The sequence below is a fragment of the Actinomyces sp. zg296 genome, assembly GCF_009829695.1.
Lineage (GTDB): Bacteria > Actinomycetota > Actinomycetes > Actinomycetales > Actinomycetaceae > Actinomyces > Actinomyces marmotae.
Genome location: NZ_VWPG01000002.1, coordinates 369,469 through 390,321 on the forward strand (window position 1 = coordinate 369,469; position 20,853 = coordinate 390,321).

Sequence of the window (20,853 nt, forward strand, 5' to 3'; positions counted from 1 at the left end):
TATTTTCGACCGGTCTCGCTCCTATTTTCGACCGGTCTCGGCGAGGGCGCGGACGAGGGCGGCCGCGGTCTCGCGCACGTCGCGGCGCTCGGACAGCGCGGTGACGACGGCGCCGTCCACGACCGCGATGATGATCTCGGCCGAGTAGCGCAGCGAGAAGCTCTCCGCGATGCGGCTGATGGCGGCGTTGAGCCGCTGGCGCCCCTCGCGGTAGGCCGACCCGACTGGCGCCGAGGCCCCGGCGGAGATCAACTGGAGGTAGTGGCCCAGGTACGGGCCCTTCTCGGGCAGGGTGGCGCGCAGCAGGAACTCGATCCGCTCATCGAGGCCGGGCCGCTCCTCCAGGGCCTCTACGGCGTCGGCCACCCGCTCCGCGCGCGCGGCCCACAGGCTGATGTTGAGCAGGCCGGCCTGGTGGAGGAGATCGTCGAGGCCGTCGAAGTAGTACGTGGTGGCCGACAGTGAGCACCCGGCGCGCTGGGCCACGGCCCGATGAGTGACTTCCTTCGGGCCGGATTCGCGGATGATGGCGGCCGCGGCGTCGATAATCGCCTGCCTGCGGGCCTCCCCCTTGGCAGTCGACGCCTTCTCCCGCCGGTCACTGGTTGTTTCCACGGCGCTGCACATGCTGACACGATAAGGCCAAAACGGCGCCGTGGGGATGTGAATCCAGATGACGGCGTGTGAGTCGGCCCCAGGAGCCGCGAGATCTCGCGCCCGCTGGCCGTCCGCCGTCGGCGGGGGGGCGAGGCCACTCAGCGCGATGGCAAGGATGCCGCGGACTTCGCGCCCTCCTCGGTGAAGGCGGTGAGGTCGGCGTCGGAGTGCTCCGGCGCCACGATCATCGCGCCCAGCGCGGCCAGCGCTACGACGCTGAGGTAGACCGCGGGCGCCAGTGGGGAGCCGGTGACGGAGATGAGCCAGGTAGCGAGGAAGGGCGCCGTGCCGCCGAAGAGGGCGTTCGCCGTGTTGAAGGACAGGGCGAAGCCGGAGTAGCGCACCTCGGTGGGGAAGGACTCGGCGAGGAAGGTGGCCAGGGTCCCGTCATTGGCGGTCAGGATGACAGCGAAGATCAACTCGCAGGCGAGGATGACCCAGATGTCGCCGCCCTTCATGATCCAGAACAGTGGCACGGACAGCGCGATGAAGGCCACGCAGGCGCCGATGAGCATCTTGCGGCGCCCAATGGTGTCCGAGAAGTGCCCCATGACGAAGATCGAGGAGATGTAGCCGCAGAGCATGATTGAGGTCAGCAGGTTGGAGGTGCTCTTCCCGATGCCGATCTCCTCCTGCAGGTAGGTGGGCATGTAGCTCAGCAGCAGGTAGAAGCCGACGGCGTTGAGGCAGGAGACCCCGAAGGCGATCGCCACCGTCCGGCCGTGCCTGCTCAGGACATCGAGCACGGGCGTGCGCTGCGACGGGCCGGCGGCGGCCTCGAGCTGCGCGCTCATCTCCTGGAAGGCGGGGGAGTCCTCCAGGTGCACCCGGATGTAGCGACCGACGACGCCCAGGGGGCCGGCCAGCAGGAACGGGACGCGCCAGCCCCAGGACTCCATGGAGGCGTCGTCGAGGAGCCAGTGGAGCAGGGCCACCAGGGTGGAGCCCGCGAGCAGCCCGGTCGCCGTGGAGGCGGGCACGAGGCAGGTGTACAGGCCGCGCCTGCCCGTGGGGGCGTACTCGGCCAGGAAGGTGCCCGCGCCCGCGTACTCGCCGGAGGCGGAGAATCCCTGGATGAGCCGCAGGAGCAGCAGGAGGATGGCGGCGCCCAGCCCGATCATCGAGTACCCGGGCAGGAAGGCGATGAGGAAGGTGGAGCCGGACATGATGAGGATCGACCACGACAGCGCCCAGCGCCGCCCGAACCTGTCCCCCCAGGCTCCCCAGACGACGGCGCCGATGGGCCGAAGGAGGAAGGACATCGCGAAGACGGCGAAGGTGGACATGAGCTGGACGGAGGTGTCGCTCTCGGGGAAGAAGACCTTGCCGATGACGACGGCGAGGTATCCGTAAGAGGCGTAGTCGAACCACTCGATGAAGTTTCCGATGAAGGACGCCGCCGCCGCTCGGCGTACTGTCGCCCCCTGGGCGCTGCTGGGGATCGCGGTTGAGGGGGGAGGGGCAGTACTACCGTCGGCGGTCATGGGCATCTCTCCGGGTTCGTGGACTGTCAGGGGCTGTTCAGTGGCGACGGCCGCCCCTCGCGCCATGGCGATACGGGGGCGGCCGTCGATGAGGTCAGGCGGTAGCGACAGAGCGTTTACCGGCTCGAGCGAGAGCATCGACGATGATCGGGGCGAAGCCTCCTCCCACGATCAGGGCTCCACCGATCATACCGATCGGGGTCAACTGCTCGTGGAAGATCAGCAGGCCGCAGACGATCGCCACCGGGCACTCCCAGTAGGAGATCGTGGACATCTCCACGGCGGGCAGGTTCCTTCCCGCCACGACGAGGAACCCGAGGGCGACCAGCCCGCTGAAGACGAACAGCAGCGCGGCCGAGCCCCAGTTGGAGCCGGTGAAGGCGCTCACCCCGTGCCAGGGGCGCAGGATGAGCGCCATGCTCAGCGCCGCGACGGAGGCCCACACGAAGTTCCACACGCCGCGGACGATGGAGTCCACGTCCTTGCGGTACCCGTTGAAGAACAGGGCCATGCCGTAGAAGGCGCCGGACAGCAGGCCCAGGAGGTCCCCCATGGCCTTCTTCGGGTACTCGGCCGAGGTCACCGACAGGTCCAGCCCGAAGGAGAGCGCCCCGTCCTTGTAGTCGATGATCCCGATCGTCATGAGCATTCCGACGAACACGATGAGCAGGAAGAGCCCGTTGAGGCGGCTGATCTTCTCCTTGCGGAAGATCCTGGCCAGGATCGTGCAGAACAGGGGCCCGGTGTAGATGAGGAAGACCGCGTTGGCGATCGTGGTCAGCAGCGTGGAGGAGATGTAGCAGCCCAGCGACAGGCCGATGGAGATCCCGCCCATGATGATGGCCGGGCTGAGCCGGGTGGCGCGGAATAGCGCGGCCTTGTGGGTCGCGAGGAGCAGGATGGTGAAGCCCACCACGCCCGTGAGCATGCGGCCCGAGGCGAGGAAGGAGCCGATGACGGCCTTGTCATCGGGTATGAGGCCATTGGTGGCGCCCCGGCTGAAGGTCCCCACCAGGCCCATGCCTGTGGCGGAGATGAGCATGGCGATGGCGCCGAGCTTCTTGTCCATGACGTAGGTGGACCCGGCGGCCTTGAGATCAGGGGTGGTCGAGGTGTCGTTCATTGGGGTGCGTCCTATGCGTCCTTGCACGTGGTGGATCCGGTTCAGGCGCCGTTGCCTGGAAGGCCCCGGTGGGCACAGGGACCGGGCGCGAATGCCTGGTCAGGTGGATGGTCCCTGGGGGCCGGCAGGCACCGGCCCCCAGGGACCCGGTGTCTCAGACGAGGGTCGGGTCCTCGACCTGGTTCGGGAAGTAGTCCTCGCAGCCGCCCTCGCGGTAGACGTCCGCCGTCGCGCAGTGCAGGGCACCGCCGAACGGGTAGGCGTCGCGGAACGGGACGGGGATGACGTTCATGCCGAGCTTGTCCATCTGCTCCATCTGGTGGACCTCGCTGGCCTCGCAGATGACGGTCTTGTGGTCCAGGACCAGGCAGTTCATGGACAGCCACACCGAGGAGTAGCACAGCGGCGGCGGGGTCTCGTGCGCCGGCATGGCGGCGTCGACGATCTGCCAGTCGTTGGCCTCGAAGATCTTCCTCTGCTCCTCGGGCAGGTGGCGGTGGGGGTTGTTGATGATGAGTCCCGGCCGCAGCGGCACGAAGGTGGCGTCGATGTGGATCGGGTAGGGGTCACCCGGGAAGTTGACGGCGTGGACGCGCAGGTCCGGGTAGTAGCGCTTGAACCACTCCATCGCGGTGCGGTTGGTGGTCAGGCCGTGCTGGATGAACAGGTCCTTGCCCAGCCGCAGGACGTCGGCCGCGTCCCACATGGGCTCGGCCTCGGTGGTGACGAAGTCCTTCGCGGCGGTGCGCTCGAGGCGCTCCTCCAGCGAGATCTTCTCGTCGTAGTAGTTGTGCTTGTAGGAGGCGTTGGTCAGGCGCGGGCGGGGGGCCTGCGTCCACTTGAACTCCGGGTCCTCGTCGAAGTACTTCTTCATGAGGGGCCAGTAGGCCAGGTACTCGAAGTAGCGGCAGCGGAAGGAGTTGGCCGAGGCCATGATCTCGTTGCCGATGGTCAGCAGGATGTCGCGGGGCGGCATGCAGGTCATCATCGAGTCGGTGCGGAAGTCCGGGGTGATGACGGGCTGGTTCCACTGGAGCGGGGTCGGGCGGTCGACGATGACGCCGTGGTCCTCACAGACCTTGGCGAGGTAGTCGAGCTGGGCGTTCGCCTTCTCGACGGTCTCCGTGGGGCGGGGGCCCCACATACCGCGCATCTCGGAGTCGATCGGCACCTTCTCGCTGGTGGCGGGCTCCTCGGGCGGGATGACTGAGAAGTCGGCGCGTCCGACGATGACGCGCTTGAGGGGGTCGAAGTCGTTCCACGAGTTCACGATCTTCGTCATGGGGAAATCACTCCTTTGTGAGTGCGGCGGTGCGCCGCGGGTTTCGATGCATCGAATGAATGGTTGACGGATCCGCTCAGCGGAAGAGAGGTCCTCCTTCCTGGGGCTCGTGGGCGTTCCGGGCGCTGACGGCCGATCGGCGCCCGGTCAGTTGGTCGTGCGGTCGGGCACCGGCGGCCGGATGTCGTCCGGCCCGCCGTAGTTCCCTCCCGGGGTCACGATCGTCCCGGAGACCCCCTCGATGATCCCGATGGCGTCCTCGAGGCGGCCGATGGCGGCCATGTCCCCCGTGAGCTCCACGAAGCGGCACACGGCCTCCACCTTGGGGCCCATGGATCCTGCGGGCAGGTCCATGGCGCGCAGCGAGGCCGGGGTGGCGCGGTCCACCCGCTTGGCCTGCGGTGTCCCGAATCCCTCCTGGACGCCGTCGACGTCGGTGAGGATGAGCAGGGCGTCGGCATCGAGGTGCTCGGCGAGCACCGCGGCGGTCAGGTCCTTGTCGATGACCGCCTCGACCCCCTGGAGCTTGCCGTGCTCGTTGCGGATGACCGGCACGCCCCCGCCGCCGGCGCAGATGACGACGGCGCCCGCGTGGAGGAGGGCCCGGGCCATCCGGGTCTCGATGACGCGCTGGGGCCTGGGCGAACCGACGACGCGGCGGAAGTGCTCGCCGTCCTTCTTGACCGTCCAGCCCCTCTCGGCGGCCAGCCTGTTGGCGGTGGCCTCGTCGTAGACCTCGCCGACGAACTTCGTCGGGTTGGCGAAGGCCGGGTCCCCGGCCAGGACGAGGGTCTGGCTCAACAGGGAGGCGACCTGCCTGCCGGGCAGGGCGTTCTGCATGGCCTGGAGGAGCCAGTAGCCGATCATCCCCTGGGTCTCCGCGCCCAGGGTGTCGAAGGGGTAGCACTCGCTCAGGCGGTCATCGTTGGCGGACTCCAGGGCGAGCACGCCGACCTGCGGGCCGTTGCCGTGGGTGATGATGAGCTCGTGCTTCTCGGCCAGCAGGGCCAACTGCTTGGCGGCCGCCTGCACATTGGTGATCTGGGTGCGGGCGTCGGGTTTGTCCCCCCGGCGCATCAGGGCGTTGCCGCCCAGGGCAGCGACAATGCGCATGGGTCAGTCCTCCCAGTCGCCCAAGGTGGCGACCATGACGGCCTTGATGGTGTGCATGCGGTTCTCGGCCTGCTGGAAGGAGACGTTGCGCTCGGTCTCGAAGACGTCGTCGGTGACCTCCAGGCCGTCCATGCCGGTGGCCTCGAAGAGCTGCTGGCCGACCTTCGTGTTGCGGTCGTGGAAGGCCGGCAGGCAGTGGAGGAACTTGACGTCGTCGTTGCCGGTGCGCTTCACGAGCTCGCCGTTGACCTGGTAGTCCTTGAGCAGGGCGATGCGCTCGTTCCAGACCTCCTTGGGCTCGCCCATGGAGACCCACACGTCGGTGTAGAGGTAGTCGACGCCCTTGACGCCCTCGTCGACGTCGTCGGTGATCGTGATGCGGGCCCCGGAGACGGCGGCGAGCCCCTCGGCGATGGCCACGACCTCGGCCTCGGGCTGGAGCTCCTTGGGCGCCACCAGGCGGATGTCCATGCCGACCAGCGCGCCGGAGACCAGCAGGGAGTTGGCGACGTTGTTGCGGGCGTCGCCCAGGTACGCCAGGGAGATCTCGGTGATCGGCTTGTCCACCAGCTCGATCATGGTCAGCTGGTCGGCGAGCATCTGGGTGGGGTGCCAGGCGTCGGTCAGACCGTTCCACACGGGCACGCCGGACAGCTCGGCCAGGGTCTCGACCTTGGCCTGGTCGTCACCGCGGTACTCGATGCCGTCGTACATGCGCCCGAGCACGCGGGCGGTGTCCGCCACGGACTCCTTGTGACCCAACTGCGAGCCGGAAGGGTCGAGGTAGGTGGTGTGGGCCCCCTGATCGGCGGCGCCGACCTCGAAGGAGCAGCGGGTGCGCGTGGAGGTCTTCTCGAAGATGAGGGCGATGTTCTTGCCCTTGAGGCGCTGGACCTCCTTGCCGGCCTTCTTGTCCGCCTTGAGCTGGGCGGCGAGGTCCAGCAGGCTCATCCACTCGGCGGTGGTGAAGTCCGTCTCCTTGAGGAAGTGGCGGTTGTGCAGGGGGTGGGTCATGTCGATCCGTCCTTCATTGGAATTGAGGTGAATGTGGGCGACGGGAGGAAGAGTAGTCACGAGCCGAGGGGCTCGCGGACAACGGGGCAACTCATGCAGTGCGGGCCGCCGCGGCCGCGGCCAAGCTCGCTACCGGGGATGGTCAGCACCTCGATGCCCTTGGAGGTGAGGTACTCGTTGGTGTTGACGTTGCGCTCGTAGGTGATGATCACACCGGGCGCGATGGCCAGTGAGTTGGCGCCGTCGTCCCACTGCTCACGGGCGGCCGCGCGGCTGTCCTGGGGGGTCGTGAGCACGTTGAGCTCATCGATGCCCAGGGCGGCGGCGATGGCCTCGTGCATGGCCTCGGCGGGATTCTCGATGACGTCCACCGCGCCCTCGCGCTCACCGGGGCGCAGGGTGAAAGTGGGGAGCATCCCCGCGTCGGCGTACTTGGTGAAGGTGCCGTGGTCGACCATCGTCATGATGGTGTCCAGGTGCATCTGGGCGCGCGTCTTCCTCATCTTGACGGCGATGATCTCGCGCACGCCCCCGGCGAAGAGCTGGGTGGCCAAGCGCTCCACGCCCTGGGGGCAGGTGCGCTCGGAGACGCCGATGAGCACGGCGCCGTTGCCGATGATCTGGATGTCCCCGCCCTCGGTGGACAGCGCGGGGCTGACCGTGCCGTCGGACCAGATGGGGAAGCCCCCGGCGGCGAAAAGCGGGTGCCAGGTGTAGATGGCCCGATAGTTGAGCGACTCGCGGCGCCGAGCCCGGCGCGACATGGAGTTGATCGACACACCGTTGTAGATCCAGGAGGAGGTGTCCCGGGTGAACAGGTGGTTGGGCAGGGGGCCGATCAGCAGGTCCTCGGGGTCCATCGAGGCCAGCACCATCGAGGAGACCCCCGGGATGCGTTCGAGGAGCTCCTCCTTGGTGATCCCAGCGATGAGGGTCTCGGCGAGCGCGGGCGCCTCCACGCTCTCGGCCCATTGGCGGATGGCGGGGGAGGCTGCCAGCCCCGTGGAGTCCTCGGATAGGACGGCGTCCAGCAGGAAGGCGCGCGCCTCGGGGATCTCCAGGGTCTCGGCGAGCAGGTCCTGCAGGTAGAGCACCTGGGCGCCACGGCTGCGCAGCACTCGCGCGAACTCGTCATGCTCCTGCTGGGCCCTCTCCAGCCAGAGGACGTCGTCGAAGAGGAGCTCGTCCTTGTTCTCGGGGGTCAGCCTCAGCATCTCCTTGCCGGGCCGGTGGATGATGACGGTCTTGAGGTGACCGATCTCTGAGTCGATGGATGGCGTGAGCATCGCGTCCTATTCCTCTGGAATCTGGCGCGGCGCCCGGCATGGGCGCCCGCGGGATGGCTCAGGGCTGCGTCGCCCTGCGCTGATGCGGTGATGGATTCAGGGTGTGGTCTCAGGGGTGGCAATGGTGCGGGGCCCGGGGCCCCGGATGCTCCCGGAGGGCGGCGTCACCCTCCCGGATTGGTACGTTCGTACCATTGGTACAAGCGTACCAATGGTGACGCGCGTCTACAAGTAGAAGTGACATGCATCACTATCCTCCGGTGTCCGTTGAGCGCTCCACCCGCTCCCGCCCCGGCGAGCCCCACGCCCGCGAGATCCGGCGCGTGCTGGGCGCGCTGATCCCGTGGTCGCCGAGGCGGGGACCGGGAGCGTCACCGCCAGGAAGCGGCCCCGCTACCCTGGAGCCGTGACCGACGCCCCCTCGCCCGCGACCCAGCCTCGCCCCGGCCTGCTCATCTCCTTCGAGGGGGGCGACGGCGTCGGCAAGACCACGCAGATCAAGCGCCTGGCCACCGCGCTCGCGGCCGCCCGGATCAACTACCGCCTCACCCGCGAGCCCGGCGGCACCGATCTGGGGGCCCAGATCCGCCGCCTCCTCCTGCACGGGGGAGCGGTGGACCCGCGCGCCGAGGCCCTGCTCTACGCCGCCGACCGCGCCCAGCACGTCGCCGAGGTCATCCGCCCCGCCCTGGGCCGCTCCGAGGTGGTCCTCACCGACCGCTACCTCGACTCCTCCATCGCCTACCAGGGCGCCGCCCGCTCCCTGGGGGCCGCCGAGGTCCGGTCCCTGTCCGAATGGGCCACCGGCTCCCTGCTCCCGGATCTGACGATCCTCCTGGACGCCGACCCGTCCGTGGCCGACCGCCGCACCGGGGCTAGGGGCGCCAAGGACCGCCTGGAGAGCGAGGGCGCGGCCTTCCGCGCCGCCCTGCGCGAGCAGTTCCTCGCCCTGGCCGACGCCGAGCCCGAGCGCTTCGCCGTCCTCGACGCCCGGCGGACCATCGAGGAGGTCGCCGAGGATGTCACCCAGCGCGTCGCCGCGCTCCTGAAGGCCCGCCCCGGCGCGGTGGGCGTGGAAGCGGCTCCGCGGGGAGCTGCCCCGGACGCGCATGCCGCTTTCCTCCAGGCCGCGGCGCGCCTGAGCGGCCCCGAGGGGAAGGGCGCATGAGCGTCTGGGACGACGTCGTCGGGCAGGAGGCGGTTATCTCCACCCTGTCCGGGGCGGCCGAGGCCGCCAGGGGCCTCGCCGAGCAGCGGGAGGCCCGGGCCAGCGGCGGGGCCGAGGACCCCCCGAGCGCCACCGGCCCCGGTTCCGCCATGACCCACGCCTGGCTCATCACCGGCCCTCCGGGCTCGGGCCGCTCCAACGCCGCGCTCGCCTTCGCCGCCGCCCTCCAGTGCGCTGGCGACGTGCCCGGCTGCGGCCAGTGCAAGCCCTGCCGGGACGTCATGAGCGGCGCCCACCCCGACGTCGTGCGCCTGGCCACCGAGAAGCTCATCATCACCCTCGACGAGGTCAAGGAGCTCATCGGCGAGGCGCAGCGCCGCCCCTGGACTGGCCGGTGGCGGGTCATCCTCGTCGAGGACGCCGATCGCATGGCCGAGCGCACCACGAACGTCCTGCTCAAGTCCATCGAGGAGCCACCGCCCCAGACCGTGTGGCTCCTGTGCACCCCCAGCGCCGACGACGTCCTGCCCACCATCCGCTCGCGCTGCCGGCTGATCACGCTGCGCATCCCGCCCGCGGGCGCCGTCGCCGACCTCCTCGTGCGCCGTGACGGCGCCGACCCCGCTCTCGCCGCCCGCGCGGCCCGCGCCAGCCAGTCGCATATCGGCCTGGCCCGCCACTTGGCCACCGACCCCGACGCCTGGGAGCGCCGTCGCCGCCTCCTGCGCGCCCCCGTGTCGCTGCGCAGCGTGGGTGATGCCGTGCTCGCCGCCGCCGACCTCGTCGAGAGCGCCGAGTCCGAGGCCCAGGCCCGCACCGCTGAGCGCGACGCCGCCGAGCGCGCCGACCTCATGCGAGCCCTCGGCCTGGAGGGGGAGGGGCGCGTGCCACCCGCCCTGCGCGCGCAGATCCGCGCCTTGGAGGAGGACCAGAAGCGGCGGGCCAAGAGGGCCCGGACCGATGTGCTCGACCGGGCCATGATCGACCTGCTCTCCTTCTACCGCGACGTCCTGGCCGCGCAGATGGGCAGTGACGTCGAACGCGTCAACATCGACCTGGCCGAGCAGATCGAGCGGGCGGCCGCCTCCACCGGGCCGGAGCAGTCACTGGCGCGCATCGCCGCCATCGAGGAGTGCCGCGGGAGGCTGCGCTCCAACGCCGCGCCGCTGCTCGCCGTCGAGGCCCTCATGATCCAGTTGCGCCCCCAGGCGCGCTGAGGGCGTCGCGCTGACCGACCCACGCGCGGCGGGAGGTGAGGAACTCCTTGATCTGCGCGCGCGGATCAGCGGCGGGTGGCGCGACGTCGTCGGATCGGCTCATGCGGCCAGGCTACGCGTGGGCGGCGTTTAGGCTGGCGCCGTGAGCATCCTCGACGCCTCCTCCCGTCCCCGCCGGATCAAGATCCTGGCCGCCCTGTCCGCCGTGACCGCCACCGCGGCGCTGTCGGCCTGCGGCAACCCGTCAGTCCCCGGCGCCACCCAGGCCACCGGCGCTGCCACCGCCTCCGTCCCGGCTGGTCTGGAGTCGTTCTACAGCCAGGCCGTGGAGTGGTACCCGTGCAAGAAGGACGCCGGTATGACTGAGCGCAGTGGCGACATGGGGCCGGGGACGATGAGTTGCGCGCGCGTGAAGGTGCCCCTGGATTACGGCAACCCCGGGGGCGAGACGATCCAGATCGCGATGAAGAAGCGCTCGGCCTCGGCCGATACGGCCACGGGCGCGCTGTTCATCAACCCCGGCGGCCCCGGCGGCTCCGGTGTCGACATCCTTCCCCAGATCACGTCGACTCAATTCTCCAAAGACCTCGTCACCGCTTACGACGTGATCGGTTTCGACCCCCGCGGGGTGGGTGAGTCCACGGCGATCGACTGCCTGACCGATGCTGAGTTGGACGCCGAGCGCTCCGGGACGGAGTCCCCCAGCCTTCCCGATGACGCCACGGGGGAGCAGAAGCGTGCCGCCGTGGCCGAGGAGACCACCGAGCGCGAGGCCAAGTGCCGGGCCAAGACCCGGCCCGCGGCGCTGCTCGACCATGTGGACACGGTCTCGGCCGCCAAGGACCTCGACATCCTGCGCGCCGTCACGGGCAACTCCGCCCTCACCTACTTCGGCTACTCCTATGGGACCTTCCTGGGGGCGACCTACGCCGACCTCTTCCCGGGCAATGTGGGCCGCTTCGTGCTCGACGGCGCCGTCGACCCCTCGATAAGCGGCGGCCAGGTGGCGCTGGGCCAGGCGAAGGGCTTCGAGAACGCGCTGCGGGCCTATGTGGAGAGCTGCCAGTCGGGGTCGGACTGCCCGTTGACCGGCTCGGTGGATGACGGGGTCAAGCAGATCCAGGACTTCCTGACCTCCTTGGAGTCCGGACCGATCAGGACCTCGGATGCGAACCGTCCCCTGACCCGCTCGTTGGCCACCTCCGGGATCATGGTTCCCCTCTACCAGTCCGAGGCCTGGCCCCAGCTGAGCATCGCCCTGTCACGGGCGATGGGCAAGACGACGAATGATGGGAAGCCCGACGGCGCCATCCTCCTGTACTTCGCTGACCTCGCCGCGCAGCGCGGCAATGACGGCACCTACTCCGGCAACGGCAGTGAGGCCATCGGCGCCATCAACTGCGCGGACTTCCCCGTCATGGGCGACGCCGCCTCTTGGGACCAGGAGGCCGCGGAGATCAAGAAGGCCTCCCCGACCTTCGGTGACGGCTTGCAGTACACCGACGTCGCTTGCCAGGCCTGGGGCCACCCGTCGGGCAATGAGCGCAAGGCGATCCACGCCTCGGGGGCCAACCCGATCCTGGTGATCGGGACGACGGGGGATCCGGCCACGCCGTACGAGTGGTCCCAGTCCCTGGCCGATCAACTCGACTCGGGCCAGTTGCTGACCTGGAAGGGCCACGGGCACACGGCCTACGGCCGCGCGGGCAAGTGCGTGACCACGGCCGTGGATGAGTACCTGCTCAAGGGCACGATGCCCGCCGAGGGCCTCACCTGCGAGGGCTGAGCTCGCCCGCGATCGGGCGCCCCATCGCCTCGGCGAGGGCCGTGCCGGTCAGGCCCTGGGCTAGGAGGAACTGAGCCTTGGCGTAGGCCGCCTCCAGGGTCATGTCGGCGGTGCCGACGGCGCCCGCCCGCGCGATGGCGTCCCCGGTGGCGTAGTGCCCGAGGAGCACCTCGGCCTGGTGGCACTGGGAGGCGACGACGACCGCGGTCCCGGCCCGGATCGCCCGCGCGATAGCCTCGGTCAGCCCGGGCTCGTCGCTGGGCACGTTGCCCACCCCGAAGGCCCGCAGGATGACCGCCTGGGGCAGGGGGTCGAGCAGTGCCGCCAGGCGCGCCCCGGTGATGCCGGGCGCCATGTCGAGGACGACGACGTCGTGCCGGGCGTAGGGCTTGGGCTCCGCCCAGGCGTCGGGGGCGGCCCCGGAGCCCTCGTGGCTCACGGACCACTCCCAGTTGGCGCCGTCGGAACCCGCGCGGGCCAGCGGCGGGGCCATGGGCGAGGCGAAGCCCGCGAAGTCCCAGGAGGAGGACTTCGTGGCGCGGCCGCCTGCCAGCAGCAGGCCGCCGAAGAACAGGGTGACGCCGACCACCCGCCCACTGACGGCCGCCCGCAGCGCCCCCAGGACGTTCGCCTCGGCGTCGCTGCCCTCGGCCCCGAGCGGCAGCTGGGAACCGGTGATGACCACGGGCGCCCCCAGGCCCGCCAGGGCGTAGGACAGGGCGGCCGAGGTGTAGGCCATGGTGTCCGTGCCGTGGAGGATGACGATCGGCTCGCCGGGGTGGCGGGCCGCGTGCTCGCGCGCCTCCTCGACGATCGACTGCCAGGACTCCGGCGTGGCGTTCGAGGAGTCGATGAGCGGCTCCAGGGCCGTCAACGACGTCGACTCCAGCGCCTCTAGGCCGGGGGCCGGCGGGCGCTTCGGGGGCAGGAGGCCGGCGAGCCAGCCGGCGAGATCGGCCCCCGGGACGAGGCCCTGGGGCGAGTCCACCATGCCGATGGTCCCGCCGGTGTAGATGATGTGGACGCTCCCCATGGGGCCCTCCTGCTCCCTATCCTGCCCGCTCCGCCGCGGGCGGCCGCTGCGGCTACTGCTTGTCGTCGGGGCCCGTGGTCGCCTCGTCGAGGACGTGGTCGAGCAGATCGCCGCGGATCCGGCCCCGCACCCGGTACCAGCCTGCCACCATCATGACGATGACGAGGCCGAATAGGGCGAGGGTCCACCGGCCCTCGGGCTCCTGGACATTGGCGATGACGATGAGGACGAAGAAGGCGATCGCGATGTAGTTGGTGTACGGGGCGCCGGGCATCCGGTAGGCCGGGCGCTCCTCCAGCCCCTGATTGACCCGCTTGAGGAAGGCCAGGTGCGTCACGAGGATCGCCACCCAGGTGCCGGCGATGCCGATGCCCGCCAGGTTCATGACGATGTTGAAGGCGTCCTCCGCGAGGAAGGCGTTGAGGGCGACGCCCACGAGGCCCAGCGCGGAGGTGATGGCGATGGCGCCCGCGGGCACTTGGTGCTTGTTGAGGCCGGCCGCGAGGCTGGGCGCCTCGCCCGCCACCGCCATGGAGCGCAGCGTGCGGCCGGTGGCGTAGAGCCCCGCGTTGAGGCTGGACAGCGCCGCGGTCAGGACGACCACCTGGATGATGTCCCCGGCGTGGGGGACGCCGATCCCAGAGAAGAACGTGACGAAGGGCGACTCATTCTTGGAGTAGGAGGTGTAGGGCAGGACGAAGGCCATGAGGAGCACGGAGCCGACGTAGAAGACGAAGATCCTCAGGATCATGGAGTTGATCGCCTTGGGCAGCACGGTGATCGCGTCCTCCGCCTCGCCGGCGGCCACGCCCACCATCTCCGTGCCCCCGAACGCGAAGACGACGCCGAGGGTGAGGGTGAGGACGACCCCGATTCCCGCGGGGGCGAAACCGCCGTGCTGCGTGATGTTGCTCAGGCCCGCCGTGTGGCCGCCCACCTCCGCGCCGCTGACGATCGCCCAGATGGCCACGAGCATGAAGGAGATGATCGCCGCTACCTTGATGAGGGCGAACCAGAACTCGGCCTCGCCGAACATCTTGACATTGAGCATGTTGAGCACGAAGACCAGGGCCAGCGCGATGAGCGCGAGAACCCACTGGGGGACGGCCCTGAAGGCGCCCCAGTAGTGCAAGTAGAGGGCGACGGCGGTGATGTCCGCCATGACCGTCACCGCCCAGTCCAGGAAGAAGAACCAGCCGGTGATGTAGGCGCCCTTCTCCCCGAGAAACTCGCGCGCGTAGGACACGAAGGCGCCCGAGGAGGGGCGGCGGATCGCGAGCTCGCCGAGGGCCCGCACCATGAGGAAGGCGAAGGCGCCGCAGATCGCGTAGGCGACGATGAGGATCGCCCCGCCCTGGGCCAGGCGCCCGCCGGCCCCCAGGAACAGGCCGGTGCCGATCGAGCCGCCGATGGCGATCATCTGGAGGTGGCGGCTCTTCAACTCCTTGTTGTAGCCGGCGTCCCCCTTGTCATGCGCCACGGAGTGCGCCGCGCCGGCCGGGGGATCTGTCTGCTGCGACATGCTGCTGGTCCTTTCCAGGGAGAGGAGGGGCCTGGGAGCGCCGCGAACGCGGCGGAGCCCGATCGGGTGGGGCGCGCGTGGCCGTGCCGGCGCGCCAATGTGCGTCAGCGTACGCTGACATGCGACATGGCGCGCGCCAATGCCCGTCATACGCGGCATCCCGCCGTCGCCCGGGCCATCGCGCCACTGACCGTGACTGGCGCGGCCGCTCGCGCGCGAGGCGGTCCAGGCCGGCCCAGGCCGATCCAAGGCGGTCCGAGGCTGTGCTCAGCGCCACGGGGTGGCGATGGCTCCCGCGTTGCGCCCGGCGCGCCGCGCGCTGTAGAGTCCTCACGCCGCCGTTAGCGGCGCGCCACCTTAGCTCAGTCGGCAGAGCGATTCACTCGTAATGAATAGGTCGTGGGTTCGATTCCCACAGGTGGCTCGAACAGGGCCCCGGGACCAGTGATCCCGGGGCCCTCTCTCATTGGCGGGCCCGCGCTCAGGGGCTCGCGGCGCGTAAGTTCCACCCGCGCGCCGCTCTTGCGGGCCCTCCTCCTGCCCTCCGACCGCGCGCGCAATTTGGCCCGCCTGGAACTCGCACCGCCGAGGGGCGTCATTGGCGGCTCGCGGCGCATAAGGGACGCGCTCATCGGCCGCCCGCTCGTCGAATCCCGTTCCGCGCGCCACCTCCGAGAACGGAAGAGTGCCGCTCCCAGGGTTCTCACAGAGGAAATGCATGGAGTTCAGGGCCGTGAATCCAGGAGCGATATTGCGCCCCCCGTATTCCTCCATTATCCTTCGGGTGTTCGCAAGAGGATTCATCTCAGCAATCCTCCTACGTCACGAAGAGAAGAGTGAGCCATGGCCCAGAAGACCCAGATCATCCTCGTCGACGATATCGACCAGTCCGCCGCGTCGCAGACAGTCACCTTCGGTCTTGATGGGGTTACCTACGAGATCGACCTCAATGACGAGCACGCCGCCGCGCTGCGCGAGTCCATTGAGGAGTGGTCCTCCAAGGCCCGTCGCGTCTCCGGTCGCCGCAATGTCCGTCGTCGGGGCGCCAGCGCCTCGGCCGAGACCCAGAAGATCCGCGAGTGGGCCCGCGGCCAGGGCATGGAGGTCTCGGACCGCGGGCGCATCCCCGCCCCGATCCGCGAGGCCTACAACCAGGCCCACTGAGGTCGCTCGCGGGCCCCTCGCGCCTGGCCGAAGGCGCGAGACCCCGTGCCGCGCCGCCCGGGAGGGCCCTCGCTCCCGGGCGCCGCTGCCCGCAGGCCCCCGGTCCCCGCTCCGGATGATCCCGGGTGGGACCGGGGGCCTCGCGCGCGGCGCACGCGCCTGGCAGGATAGGCCCATGGCTTACACCCTTGTGCTGCTCCGCCACGGCGAGAGCGAATGGAATGCGAAGAACCTGTTCACCGGTTGGGTCGACGTCCCCCTGTCCGAGAAGGGCCGCGCCGAGGCGGTCCACGGCGGCGAGCTCCTCAAGGAGGCCGGCGTCCTCCCCGAGAAGCTGTTCACCTCGATGCTGCGCCGCGCGATCATGACGGCGAACCTCGCCCTGGACGCGGCCGACCTTCACTGGATCCCCGTCGAGCGCGACTGGCGCCTCAACGAGCGCCACTACGGCGCCCTCCAGGGTAAGAACAAGAAGGAGATCCGCGACGAGTACGGCGAGGAGCAGTTCATGCTCTGGCGCCGCTCCTACGACGTCCCGCCGCCGGCCATCGAGCCCGGCACCGAGTTCTCCCAGGACGCCGACCCGCGCTACGCCGGCGAGCCGATTCCCGCCACCGAGTGCCTCAAGGATGTCCTGGCCCGGCTCCTGCCCTACTGGGAGTCCACGATCGTCCCCGAGATCAAGACCGGCAGGACCGTCATGATCGCCGCTCACGGCAACTCCCTGCGCGCGATTGTCAAGCACCTCGACGGCATCTCCGACGACGACATCGCCGCCGTCAACATCCCCACGGGCATCCCGCTGGTCTACGAGCTCGACGAGGAGACCCTCCAGCCGCTCAAGAAGGGCGGCCGCTACCTCGACCCGGAGGCCGAGGCGAAGATCGCGGCCGTGGCCAACCAGGGCAAGTGAGCCCCGCGCCCGCACGCGGGCGCGCTTGTCGATGATGGCGCCGGGCCCCCGCGGGCCCGGCGCCATCGCGCGCTGTGAGCAACCTCCCCCGGTATCTCGCCGCTCGGCACTGGTAAACTGAGGCTCCTGTTTGCTTGACTGGAGACCTCACCCATGACCCTTGAAGTCGGAGAGACCGTCGTCTATCCCCACCACGGCGCGGCCCGGATCATCGATATTCGCCAGCGCAAGGTGAAGGGGGAGGAGAAGACCTACCTCCAGCTCGAGGTCGCCCAGGGCGACCTGACGATCCTCGTCCCCGCCGAGTCCGTCGAGCTCATCGGGGTGCGCGACGTCGTCGACGAGAAGGGCCTGGAGAAGGTCTTCGAGGTCCTGCGCGCCCCCTTCACCGAGGAGCCCACCAACTGGTCGCGCCGCTTCAAGGCCAACCAGGAGAAGATCGCCTCGGGCGACGTCATCAAGGTCGCGGAGGTCGTGCGGGACCTGTCGCGCCGGGACACCGATCGGGGCCTGTCGGCCGGTGAGAAGCGCATGCTCTCCAAGGCCCGCCAGATCCTCGTCTCCGAGCTCGCCCTGGCGCAGAAGACCCCCGAGGAGGAGGCCGAGAGCCGCCTCGACGAGGTCCTCGCCGCTGGCGCCGCCGCCTGACGGCGCCCGGGCCGCCCCGCCCCCGAGCGAGCCCCGCCATGACCGCCGCAGCCCCCGAGGCCCTCTCCCCGGTGATCGCCGTGGTCACCGCCGCAGGCTCGGGCAGCCGCCTCGGCGCCGAGGTGCCCAAGGGCCTCGTCCCCCTCGCCGGGCAGTCGCTCGTGCGGCGCGCGGTGCAGGGCCTGCTGGCCTCCGGCGTCCTCGAACGCGTCGTCGTCACGGCGCCGCAGGGGTGGATCGAGGACTTCCGCCGCGAGGTGGCCGATCTCGGCGACGTCGAGGTGGTCGCGGGCTCCTCCGCCTCCCGGCAGGCGAGTGTCGCCCTCGGTCTTGAGGCCGCCCTGCGCGCCCAGCCCGACGCCGCCCTCATACTCGTCCACGACGCCGCCCGCGCGCTCACGCCCCCCGATGTCATCCAGCGCGTCGTCGCCGCCCTGCGCGAGGGGCACGAGGCCGTCATCCCCGTCATGCCGGTGACTGACACCATCAAGGAGGTCCGGACCGGTGAGGCGGTCGAGCCGATCGTTGCCACCCCGGACCGCTCCCGGCTGCGCGCCGTCCAGACGCCCCAGGGCTTCGCGCGTGAGACCCTGCTGGCCGCTCACCGCGCCGGCGCCCAGCGCGCGGCCAGTGAGGGCTTGGCCGCCTCCGACGACGCCGGACTGGTCGAGTCTATGGGCGCCGGCGTTGTCGCCGTCGCCGGGGACGCGCGCGCCCTCAAGGTGACCACGAGCCTTGACCTGCTCCTCGCCGAGGCCCTGCTCGCCGCCGAGGAGCGCGCGCCCGCCCAGCGCGGGTAGGCGGGAGCGCGCCCGCCCAGCGCGGGAGGCCGCGGGCAGGTGCGGGAATGCCCAACTGGACGGTGCTCCATCTGTGCCTAAGAGGAGAGCAGAGCGAAGGGCTCACGCCGTAGGCTCGGCGCATGCTCTCCCCTGATTCACTCCTGGGGTCGATCACCGCCCCTGGGCAGCAGACCAAGTCCCGCCCCCTGACCTGGCCCGTCCTGGCCTGGGGGCTGTGGGACTGGGGATCAGCCGCCTTCAACGCCGTCATCACGACCTTCGTCTTCGCGACCTACCTGGTCTCCTCGTCCTTCGGAGATCCCACCTCCAACCAGTCGCGGCTGTCCGCGGGCATGGCGGTCGCCGGCCTGCTCATTGCCCTGCTCGCCCCCGTCACGGGGCAGAGGGCCGATCGTGCCGGGCGGGCCGTCGCCTCCCTGGGGGTCTACACCGCGCTGGTCGTGGCCGTCTCCGCCGCGCTGTTCTTCGTCAAGCCTGAACCCGGCTACCTGTGGCTGGGGATCGTGCTCATGGGGGTGGGCAACCTCTTCTTCGAGCTCGCCTCCGTCAACTACAACGGGCTGCTGTCCCATGTGACCTCCAAGGAGCGGATCGGCGCGGTCTCCGGGATCGGCTGGGGCATGGGATACCTGGGTGGGATCGTCCTGCTGCTCGTGGTCTACGCGGGCCTTATCAGCCCCGAGGTCGGCTGGTTTGGCGTGACCAGCGCCGACGGCCTCAATGTCCGCGTGGCCATGCTCGTGGCCGCCGCCTGGTTCGGGATCTCGGCGATCCCGGTCCTGCTCACCCAGTCCAGCGCCGCCAGGCGGCGCCGTCGGCGCCAAGGCCCCGCGACGGGCGGCCCCGAGGCGGATGGCGCCAGCCGGATCCCCGGGAGGGGCGCGGAGCCCGTGGAGCCCGGGGACATCCCCGGCGTGGGAGGCCTCGCGGGCGCCGCTGGCGCTGGGCGCCACGAGTCGATCCTCGCGTCCTACCGGCACCTGTGGCGCACCCTGCGCTCGCTGTACCGCTCCCACCCGAATGTCCTGCGGTTCCTCCTGGCCTCGGCGATCTTCCGGGACGGGCTCGCTGGGGTCTTCGCCTACGGCGGCATCGTCGCGCGCACCACCTTCGACTTCTCCGACGCCGAAGTCATCCAGTTCGCCGTCGCCGCCAACGTGGTGGCCGGCATCACCACGATCGCCTGCGGGCGCCTCGACGACATCGTCGGGCCACGGCGGGTCATCATGGGCTCACTCGTCATCCTCGTCGTGGCCGGCAACGCCGTCTTCTTCCTCCACGACGGCGGGAAGGCCGTGTTCTGGGCGCTCGGCCTGGCGCTGTCCGCCTGCGTGGGACCCGCCCAGTCGGCCTCCCGCACCTTCCTCGCCCGCCTCATCCCGGAGGGGCGCGAGGGCGAGATCTTCGGGTTGTACGCGACGACGGGGCGCGCCGCCTCCTTCCTCGCCCCCGCCCTGTACGGGGCGGCGATCTGGGTGGGCGCGCGCTTCGCGGGGCAGGGCTCCGGCTACTGGGGGATCCTCGGCATCATGACGGTGCTCATCGCCGGGCTCGTCCTGATGGCCGGGGTCAAGGACCCCGACGGCCACCTCCAGCATCTCGCCTGACCGGGGCCGCCCGGGCCCCGGGCCGCTGCCCGGCGGGTCAGTAGCCGACGGCGCCCGCGGTGCCAGTGCCGGGGGCCTGCTGGACGGGGGTGAAGCGCACCGCCGTGCCGGAGGCCGTCACCATGAGCATGCCGTTGTCCGAGCCGAGCGTCTCGTAGTCGATATCGACACCGACGACGCCCTCGGCGCCGAGCTCGATGGCGCGCTGCACCATCTCCGCCAGGGCGGTCTCGCGGGCCTGGATGAGCTCGCGCTCATAGGACTCCGCGCGCCCGCCCACCATGTTGCGGAAGCCCGCGGCGATGTCCTTGAACATGTTGACCCCGGCGATGGTCTCCCCGCACACGACGCGCAGGTACTGGCTGACGGGGCATCCCTCGACGGTGGGGGTGGTGGTGACGATCATCGTGCTTCCTCGGCGGGTTCGATCATGGTCTCGATGGCGGCGGCGCCCGCTGACGCGGCCCCGTGTCATCCTCGCCCAGTGGGGCCCCCACCGGCAACATCGCCCTTGGGGGAGGAGGCCCCATGCAGCATCAGCAGCGCCCGCTCGTACTCGGCGCTGATGCGCCCGGGCGCCACGGGGGCGCCGTCGAGCTCCCAGTTCAGCAGGTGCGCGGGATCGAAGCGCCTGGAGCAGCGCGCGCAGGACATCGGCCGACGAGGGCGGCGCATCCGGTTGACCGTGTGGCCCACCGGGCAGATGCCCACCCACCTGCCGGGCAGGCTCGGCGCGTCCGGGGCGACCAGCCGCCTGCCGCTCGCGCCCAGGCGCCGGGCCTCCGCCACCCACACGGCGTCGTGACCATGTGCCGGCCCCACCCGCGCGTGGGCGATCTCATGCAGGATCGTCTCGCGCGCTTCGGAGGGCGAGTAGAGGGCCATCAGCGCGCGCGACAGGGTGATGCGGCGCCGGGCGTGATCGGTCTGGCCCGCGCGGCGCCGGGCGCGGTCAAGGGCCAGCCCCCAATCGCCCAGCCCGTGCGCGTCCATGAGCTCGCGGGCGAGGGCCAGGGCGTCGTGAGGATCCACG

Annotated in this window: 20 protein-coding genes and 1 tRNA gene; 9 read left to right on the top strand and 12 right to left on the bottom strand. The window is 70.4% G+C overall.

From position 1 onward, the window contains the following. Window positions 1–21: 21 nt before the first annotated feature. The 7 genes from GVV76_RS01910 to GVV76_RS01940 all read right to left on the bottom strand — a co-directional run bounded on the left by GVV76_RS01910 (window position 22) and on the right by GVV76_RS01940 (window position 7,959). Window positions 22–627, bottom strand: coding sequence for a TetR/AcrR family transcriptional regulator (locus GVV76_RS01910; RefSeq protein WP_159522724.1), 606 nt, complete (start codon window positions 625–627; stop codon window positions 22–24). A gap of 128 nt (window positions 628–755) precedes the next feature. Beyond that, entirely contained in the window at window positions 756–2,141 is a 1,386-nt protein-coding gene (locus tag GVV76_RS01915) for an MFS transporter (protein WP_159624702.1), read from the bottom strand. A 94-nt stretch (window positions 2,142–2,235) separates the two neighbouring features. Beyond that, complete coding sequence (locus GVV76_RS01920) at window positions 2,236–3,264, bottom strand: DMT family transporter (protein ID WP_235905108.1); 1,029 nt, start codon at window positions 3,262–3,264, stop codon at window positions 2,236–2,238. A gap of 154 nt (window positions 3,265–3,418) precedes the next feature. Next, the gene (locus tag GVV76_RS01925) at window positions 3,419–4,546 is read right to left on the bottom strand and encodes a serine/threonine protein kinase (RefSeq protein ID WP_159522725.1); all 1,128 of its coding nucleotides are present in this window, start codon (window positions 4,544–4,546) and stop codon (window positions 3,419–3,421) included. Window positions 4,547–4,693: 147 nt separating this feature from the next. Then, window positions 4,694–5,659, bottom strand: coding sequence for a carbamate kinase (locus GVV76_RS01930; RefSeq protein ID WP_159522726.1), 966 nt, complete (start codon window positions 5,657–5,659; stop codon window positions 4,694–4,696). Between the two features lie 3 nt (window positions 5,660–5,662). Beyond that, window positions 5,663–6,673 carry an ornithine carbamoyltransferase gene (gene argF, locus GVV76_RS01935; protein ID WP_159522727.1) on the bottom strand — a complete coding sequence of 337 codons (1,011 nt, stop codon included), beginning with the start codon at window positions 6,671–6,673 and terminating at the stop codon, window positions 5,663–5,665. A 56-nt stretch (window positions 6,674–6,729) separates the two neighbouring features. Beyond that, the gene (locus GVV76_RS01940; RefSeq protein WP_159624545.1) at window positions 6,730–7,959 is read right to left on the bottom strand and encodes an arginine deiminase; all 1,230 of its coding nucleotides are present in this window, start codon (window positions 7,957–7,959) and stop codon (window positions 6,730–6,732) included. Window positions 7,960–8,365: 406 nt separating this feature from the next. Between GVV76_RS01940 and tmk the strand changes: the two genes are divergently transcribed. After that, entirely contained in the window at window positions 8,366–9,127 is a 762-nt protein-coding gene (gene tmk, locus GVV76_RS01945; RefSeq protein ID WP_235905110.1) for a dTMP kinase, read from the top strand. Beyond that, a complete protein-coding gene (locus tag GVV76_RS01950) occupies window positions 9,124–10,344 on the top strand; it encodes a DNA polymerase III subunit delta' (RefSeq protein ID WP_159624547.1) in 1,221 nt (406 codons plus the stop codon). The genes tmk and GVV76_RS01950 overlap by 4 nt, the downstream gene beginning before the upstream one ends. Here the strand turns inward: GVV76_RS01950 and GVV76_RS10545 are convergent. Further along, a complete protein-coding gene (locus GVV76_RS10545) occupies window positions 10,313–10,447 on the bottom strand; it encodes a hypothetical protein (protein ID WP_268891757.1) in 135 nt (44 codons plus the stop codon). The two genes, GVV76_RS01950 and GVV76_RS10545, sit on opposite strands and share 32 nt — an antisense overlap. Window positions 10,448–10,486: 39 nt before the next feature. On the opposite strand from GVV76_RS10545, the gene GVV76_RS01955 reads away from it, so the two are divergent. Then, window positions 10,487–12,130 (top strand): alpha/beta hydrolase, encoded by a 1,644-nt coding sequence (locus tag GVV76_RS01955; RefSeq protein WP_159522732.1) that lies wholly within the window; start codon window positions 10,487–10,489, stop codon window positions 12,128–12,130. On the opposite strand, the gene GVV76_RS01960 is transcribed toward GVV76_RS01955, so the two are convergent. Together GVV76_RS01960 and GVV76_RS01965 are read right to left on the bottom strand one after the other, a co-directional pair. Next, entirely contained in the window at window positions 12,114–13,163 is a 1,050-nt protein-coding gene (locus tag GVV76_RS01960; RefSeq protein ID WP_159624549.1) for an asparaginase, read from the bottom strand. The two genes, GVV76_RS01955 and GVV76_RS01960, sit on opposite strands and share 17 nt — an antisense overlap. A 52-nt stretch (window positions 13,164–13,215) precedes the next feature. After that, window positions 13,216–14,685, bottom strand: coding sequence for an amino acid permease (locus tag GVV76_RS01965; RefSeq protein WP_159522736.1), 1,470 nt, complete (start codon window positions 14,683–14,685; stop codon window positions 13,216–13,218). A gap of 351 nt (window positions 14,686–15,036) precedes the next feature. On the opposite strand from GVV76_RS01965, the gene GVV76_RS01970 reads away from it, so the two are divergent. The 6 genes from GVV76_RS01970 (at window position 15,037) to GVV76_RS01995 (ending at window position 19,820) form a co-directional block, all read left to right on the top strand. Continuing rightward, window positions 15,037–15,109 (top strand) — tRNA-Thr (locus GVV76_RS01970). Between the two features lie 419 nt (window positions 15,110–15,528). Then, window positions 15,529–15,849, top strand: coding sequence for a histone-like nucleoid-structuring protein Lsr2 (locus GVV76_RS01975; RefSeq protein ID WP_159522738.1), 321 nt, complete (start codon window positions 15,529–15,531; stop codon window positions 15,847–15,849). Window positions 15,850–16,024: 175 nt separating this feature from the next. Beyond that, window positions 16,025–16,762 carry a phosphoglyceromutase gene (locus GVV76_RS01980; protein WP_159522740.1) on the top strand — a complete coding sequence of 246 codons (738 nt, stop codon included), beginning with the start codon at window positions 16,025–16,027 and terminating at the stop codon, window positions 16,760–16,762. Between the two features lie 153 nt (window positions 16,763–16,915). Then, window positions 16,916–17,410, top strand: coding sequence for a CarD family transcriptional regulator (locus GVV76_RS01985; protein WP_159522742.1), 495 nt, complete (start codon window positions 16,916–16,918; stop codon window positions 17,408–17,410). 38 nt (window positions 17,411–17,448) lie between these two features. Beyond that, window positions 17,449–18,210, top strand: a complete 762-nt coding sequence (ispD, locus tag GVV76_RS01990) for a 2-C-methyl-D-erythritol 4-phosphate cytidylyltransferase (RefSeq protein WP_159624551.1) — start codon at window positions 17,449–17,451, stop codon at window positions 18,208–18,210. A gap of 122 nt (window positions 18,211–18,332) precedes the next feature. Then, a complete protein-coding gene (locus GVV76_RS01995) occupies window positions 18,333–19,820 on the top strand; it encodes an MFS transporter (protein WP_159624553.1) in 1,488 nt (495 codons plus the stop codon). A gap of 37 nt (window positions 19,821–19,857) precedes the next feature. On the opposite strand, the gene GVV76_RS02000 is transcribed toward GVV76_RS01995, so the two are convergent. Next, window positions 19,858–20,226, bottom strand: a complete 369-nt coding sequence (locus tag GVV76_RS02000) for a heavy metal-binding domain-containing protein (RefSeq protein WP_159522748.1) — start codon at window positions 20,224–20,226, stop codon at window positions 19,858–19,860. Between the two features lie 65 nt (window positions 20,227–20,291). Further along, window positions 20,292–20,852, bottom strand: a complete 561-nt coding sequence (locus GVV76_RS02005) for a SprT-like domain-containing protein (protein ID WP_159624554.1) — start codon at window positions 20,850–20,852, stop codon at window positions 20,292–20,294. Window position 20,853: the final 1 nt, after the last annotated feature.

Coding starts and splice junctions, on each gene's coding strand:
- GVV76_RS01960 (WP_159624549.1), bottom strand. CDS start 13,163: ATGGGGAGCGTCCACATCATCTACACCGGCGGGACCATCGGCATGGTG.
- GVV76_RS01915 (WP_159624702.1), bottom strand. CDS start 2,141: ATGACCGCCGACGGTAGTACTGCCCCTCCCCCCTCAACCGCGATCCCC.
- GVV76_RS01995 (WP_159624553.1), top strand. CDS start 18,333: ATGCTCTCCCCTGATTCACTCCTGGGGTCGATCACCGCCCCTGGGCAG.
- GVV76_RS10545 (WP_268891757.1), bottom strand. CDS start 10,447: ATGAGCCGATCCGACGACGTCGCGCCACCCGCCGCTGATCCGCGCGCG.
- GVV76_RS01980 (WP_159522740.1), top strand. CDS start 16,025: ATGGCTTACACCCTTGTGCTGCTCCGCCACGGCGAGAGCGAATGGAAT.
- ispD (WP_159624551.1), top strand. CDS start 17,449: ATGACCGCCGCAGCCCCCGAGGCCCTCTCCCCGGTGATCGCCGTGGTC.
- GVV76_RS01920 (WP_235905108.1), bottom strand. CDS start 3,264: ATGAACGACACCTCGACCACCCCTGATCTCAAGGCCGCCGGGTCCACC.
- GVV76_RS01965 (WP_159522736.1), bottom strand. CDS start 14,685: ATGTCGCAGCAGACAGATCCCCCGGCCGGCGCGGCGCACTCCGTGGCG.
- GVV76_RS02000 (WP_159522748.1), bottom strand. CDS start 20,226: ATGATCGTCACCACCACCCCCACCGTCGAGGGATGCCCCGTCAGCCAG.
- GVV76_RS01925 (WP_159522725.1), bottom strand. CDS start 4,546: ATGACGAAGATCGTGAACTCGTGGAACGACTTCGACCCCCTCAAGCGC.
- GVV76_RS01985 (WP_159522742.1), top strand. CDS start 16,916: ATGACCCTTGAAGTCGGAGAGACCGTCGTCTATCCCCACCACGGCGCG.
- GVV76_RS01975 (WP_159522738.1), top strand. CDS start 15,529: ATGGCCCAGAAGACCCAGATCATCCTCGTCGACGATATCGACCAGTCC.
- GVV76_RS01940 (WP_159624545.1), bottom strand. CDS start 7,959: ATGCTCACGCCATCCATCGACTCAGAGATCGGTCACCTCAAGACCGTC.
- GVV76_RS01930 (WP_159522726.1), bottom strand. CDS start 5,659: ATGCGCATTGTCGCTGCCCTGGGCGGCAACGCCCTGATGCGCCGGGGG.
- GVV76_RS01950 (WP_159624547.1), top strand. CDS start 9,124: ATGAGCGTCTGGGACGACGTCGTCGGGCAGGAGGCGGTTATCTCCACC.
- argF (WP_159522727.1), bottom strand. CDS start 6,673: ATGACCCACCCCCTGCACAACCGCCACTTCCTCAAGGAGACGGACTTC.
- GVV76_RS01910 (WP_159522724.1), bottom strand. CDS start 627: ATGTGCAGCGCCGTGGAAACAACCAGTGACCGGCGGGAGAAGGCGTCG.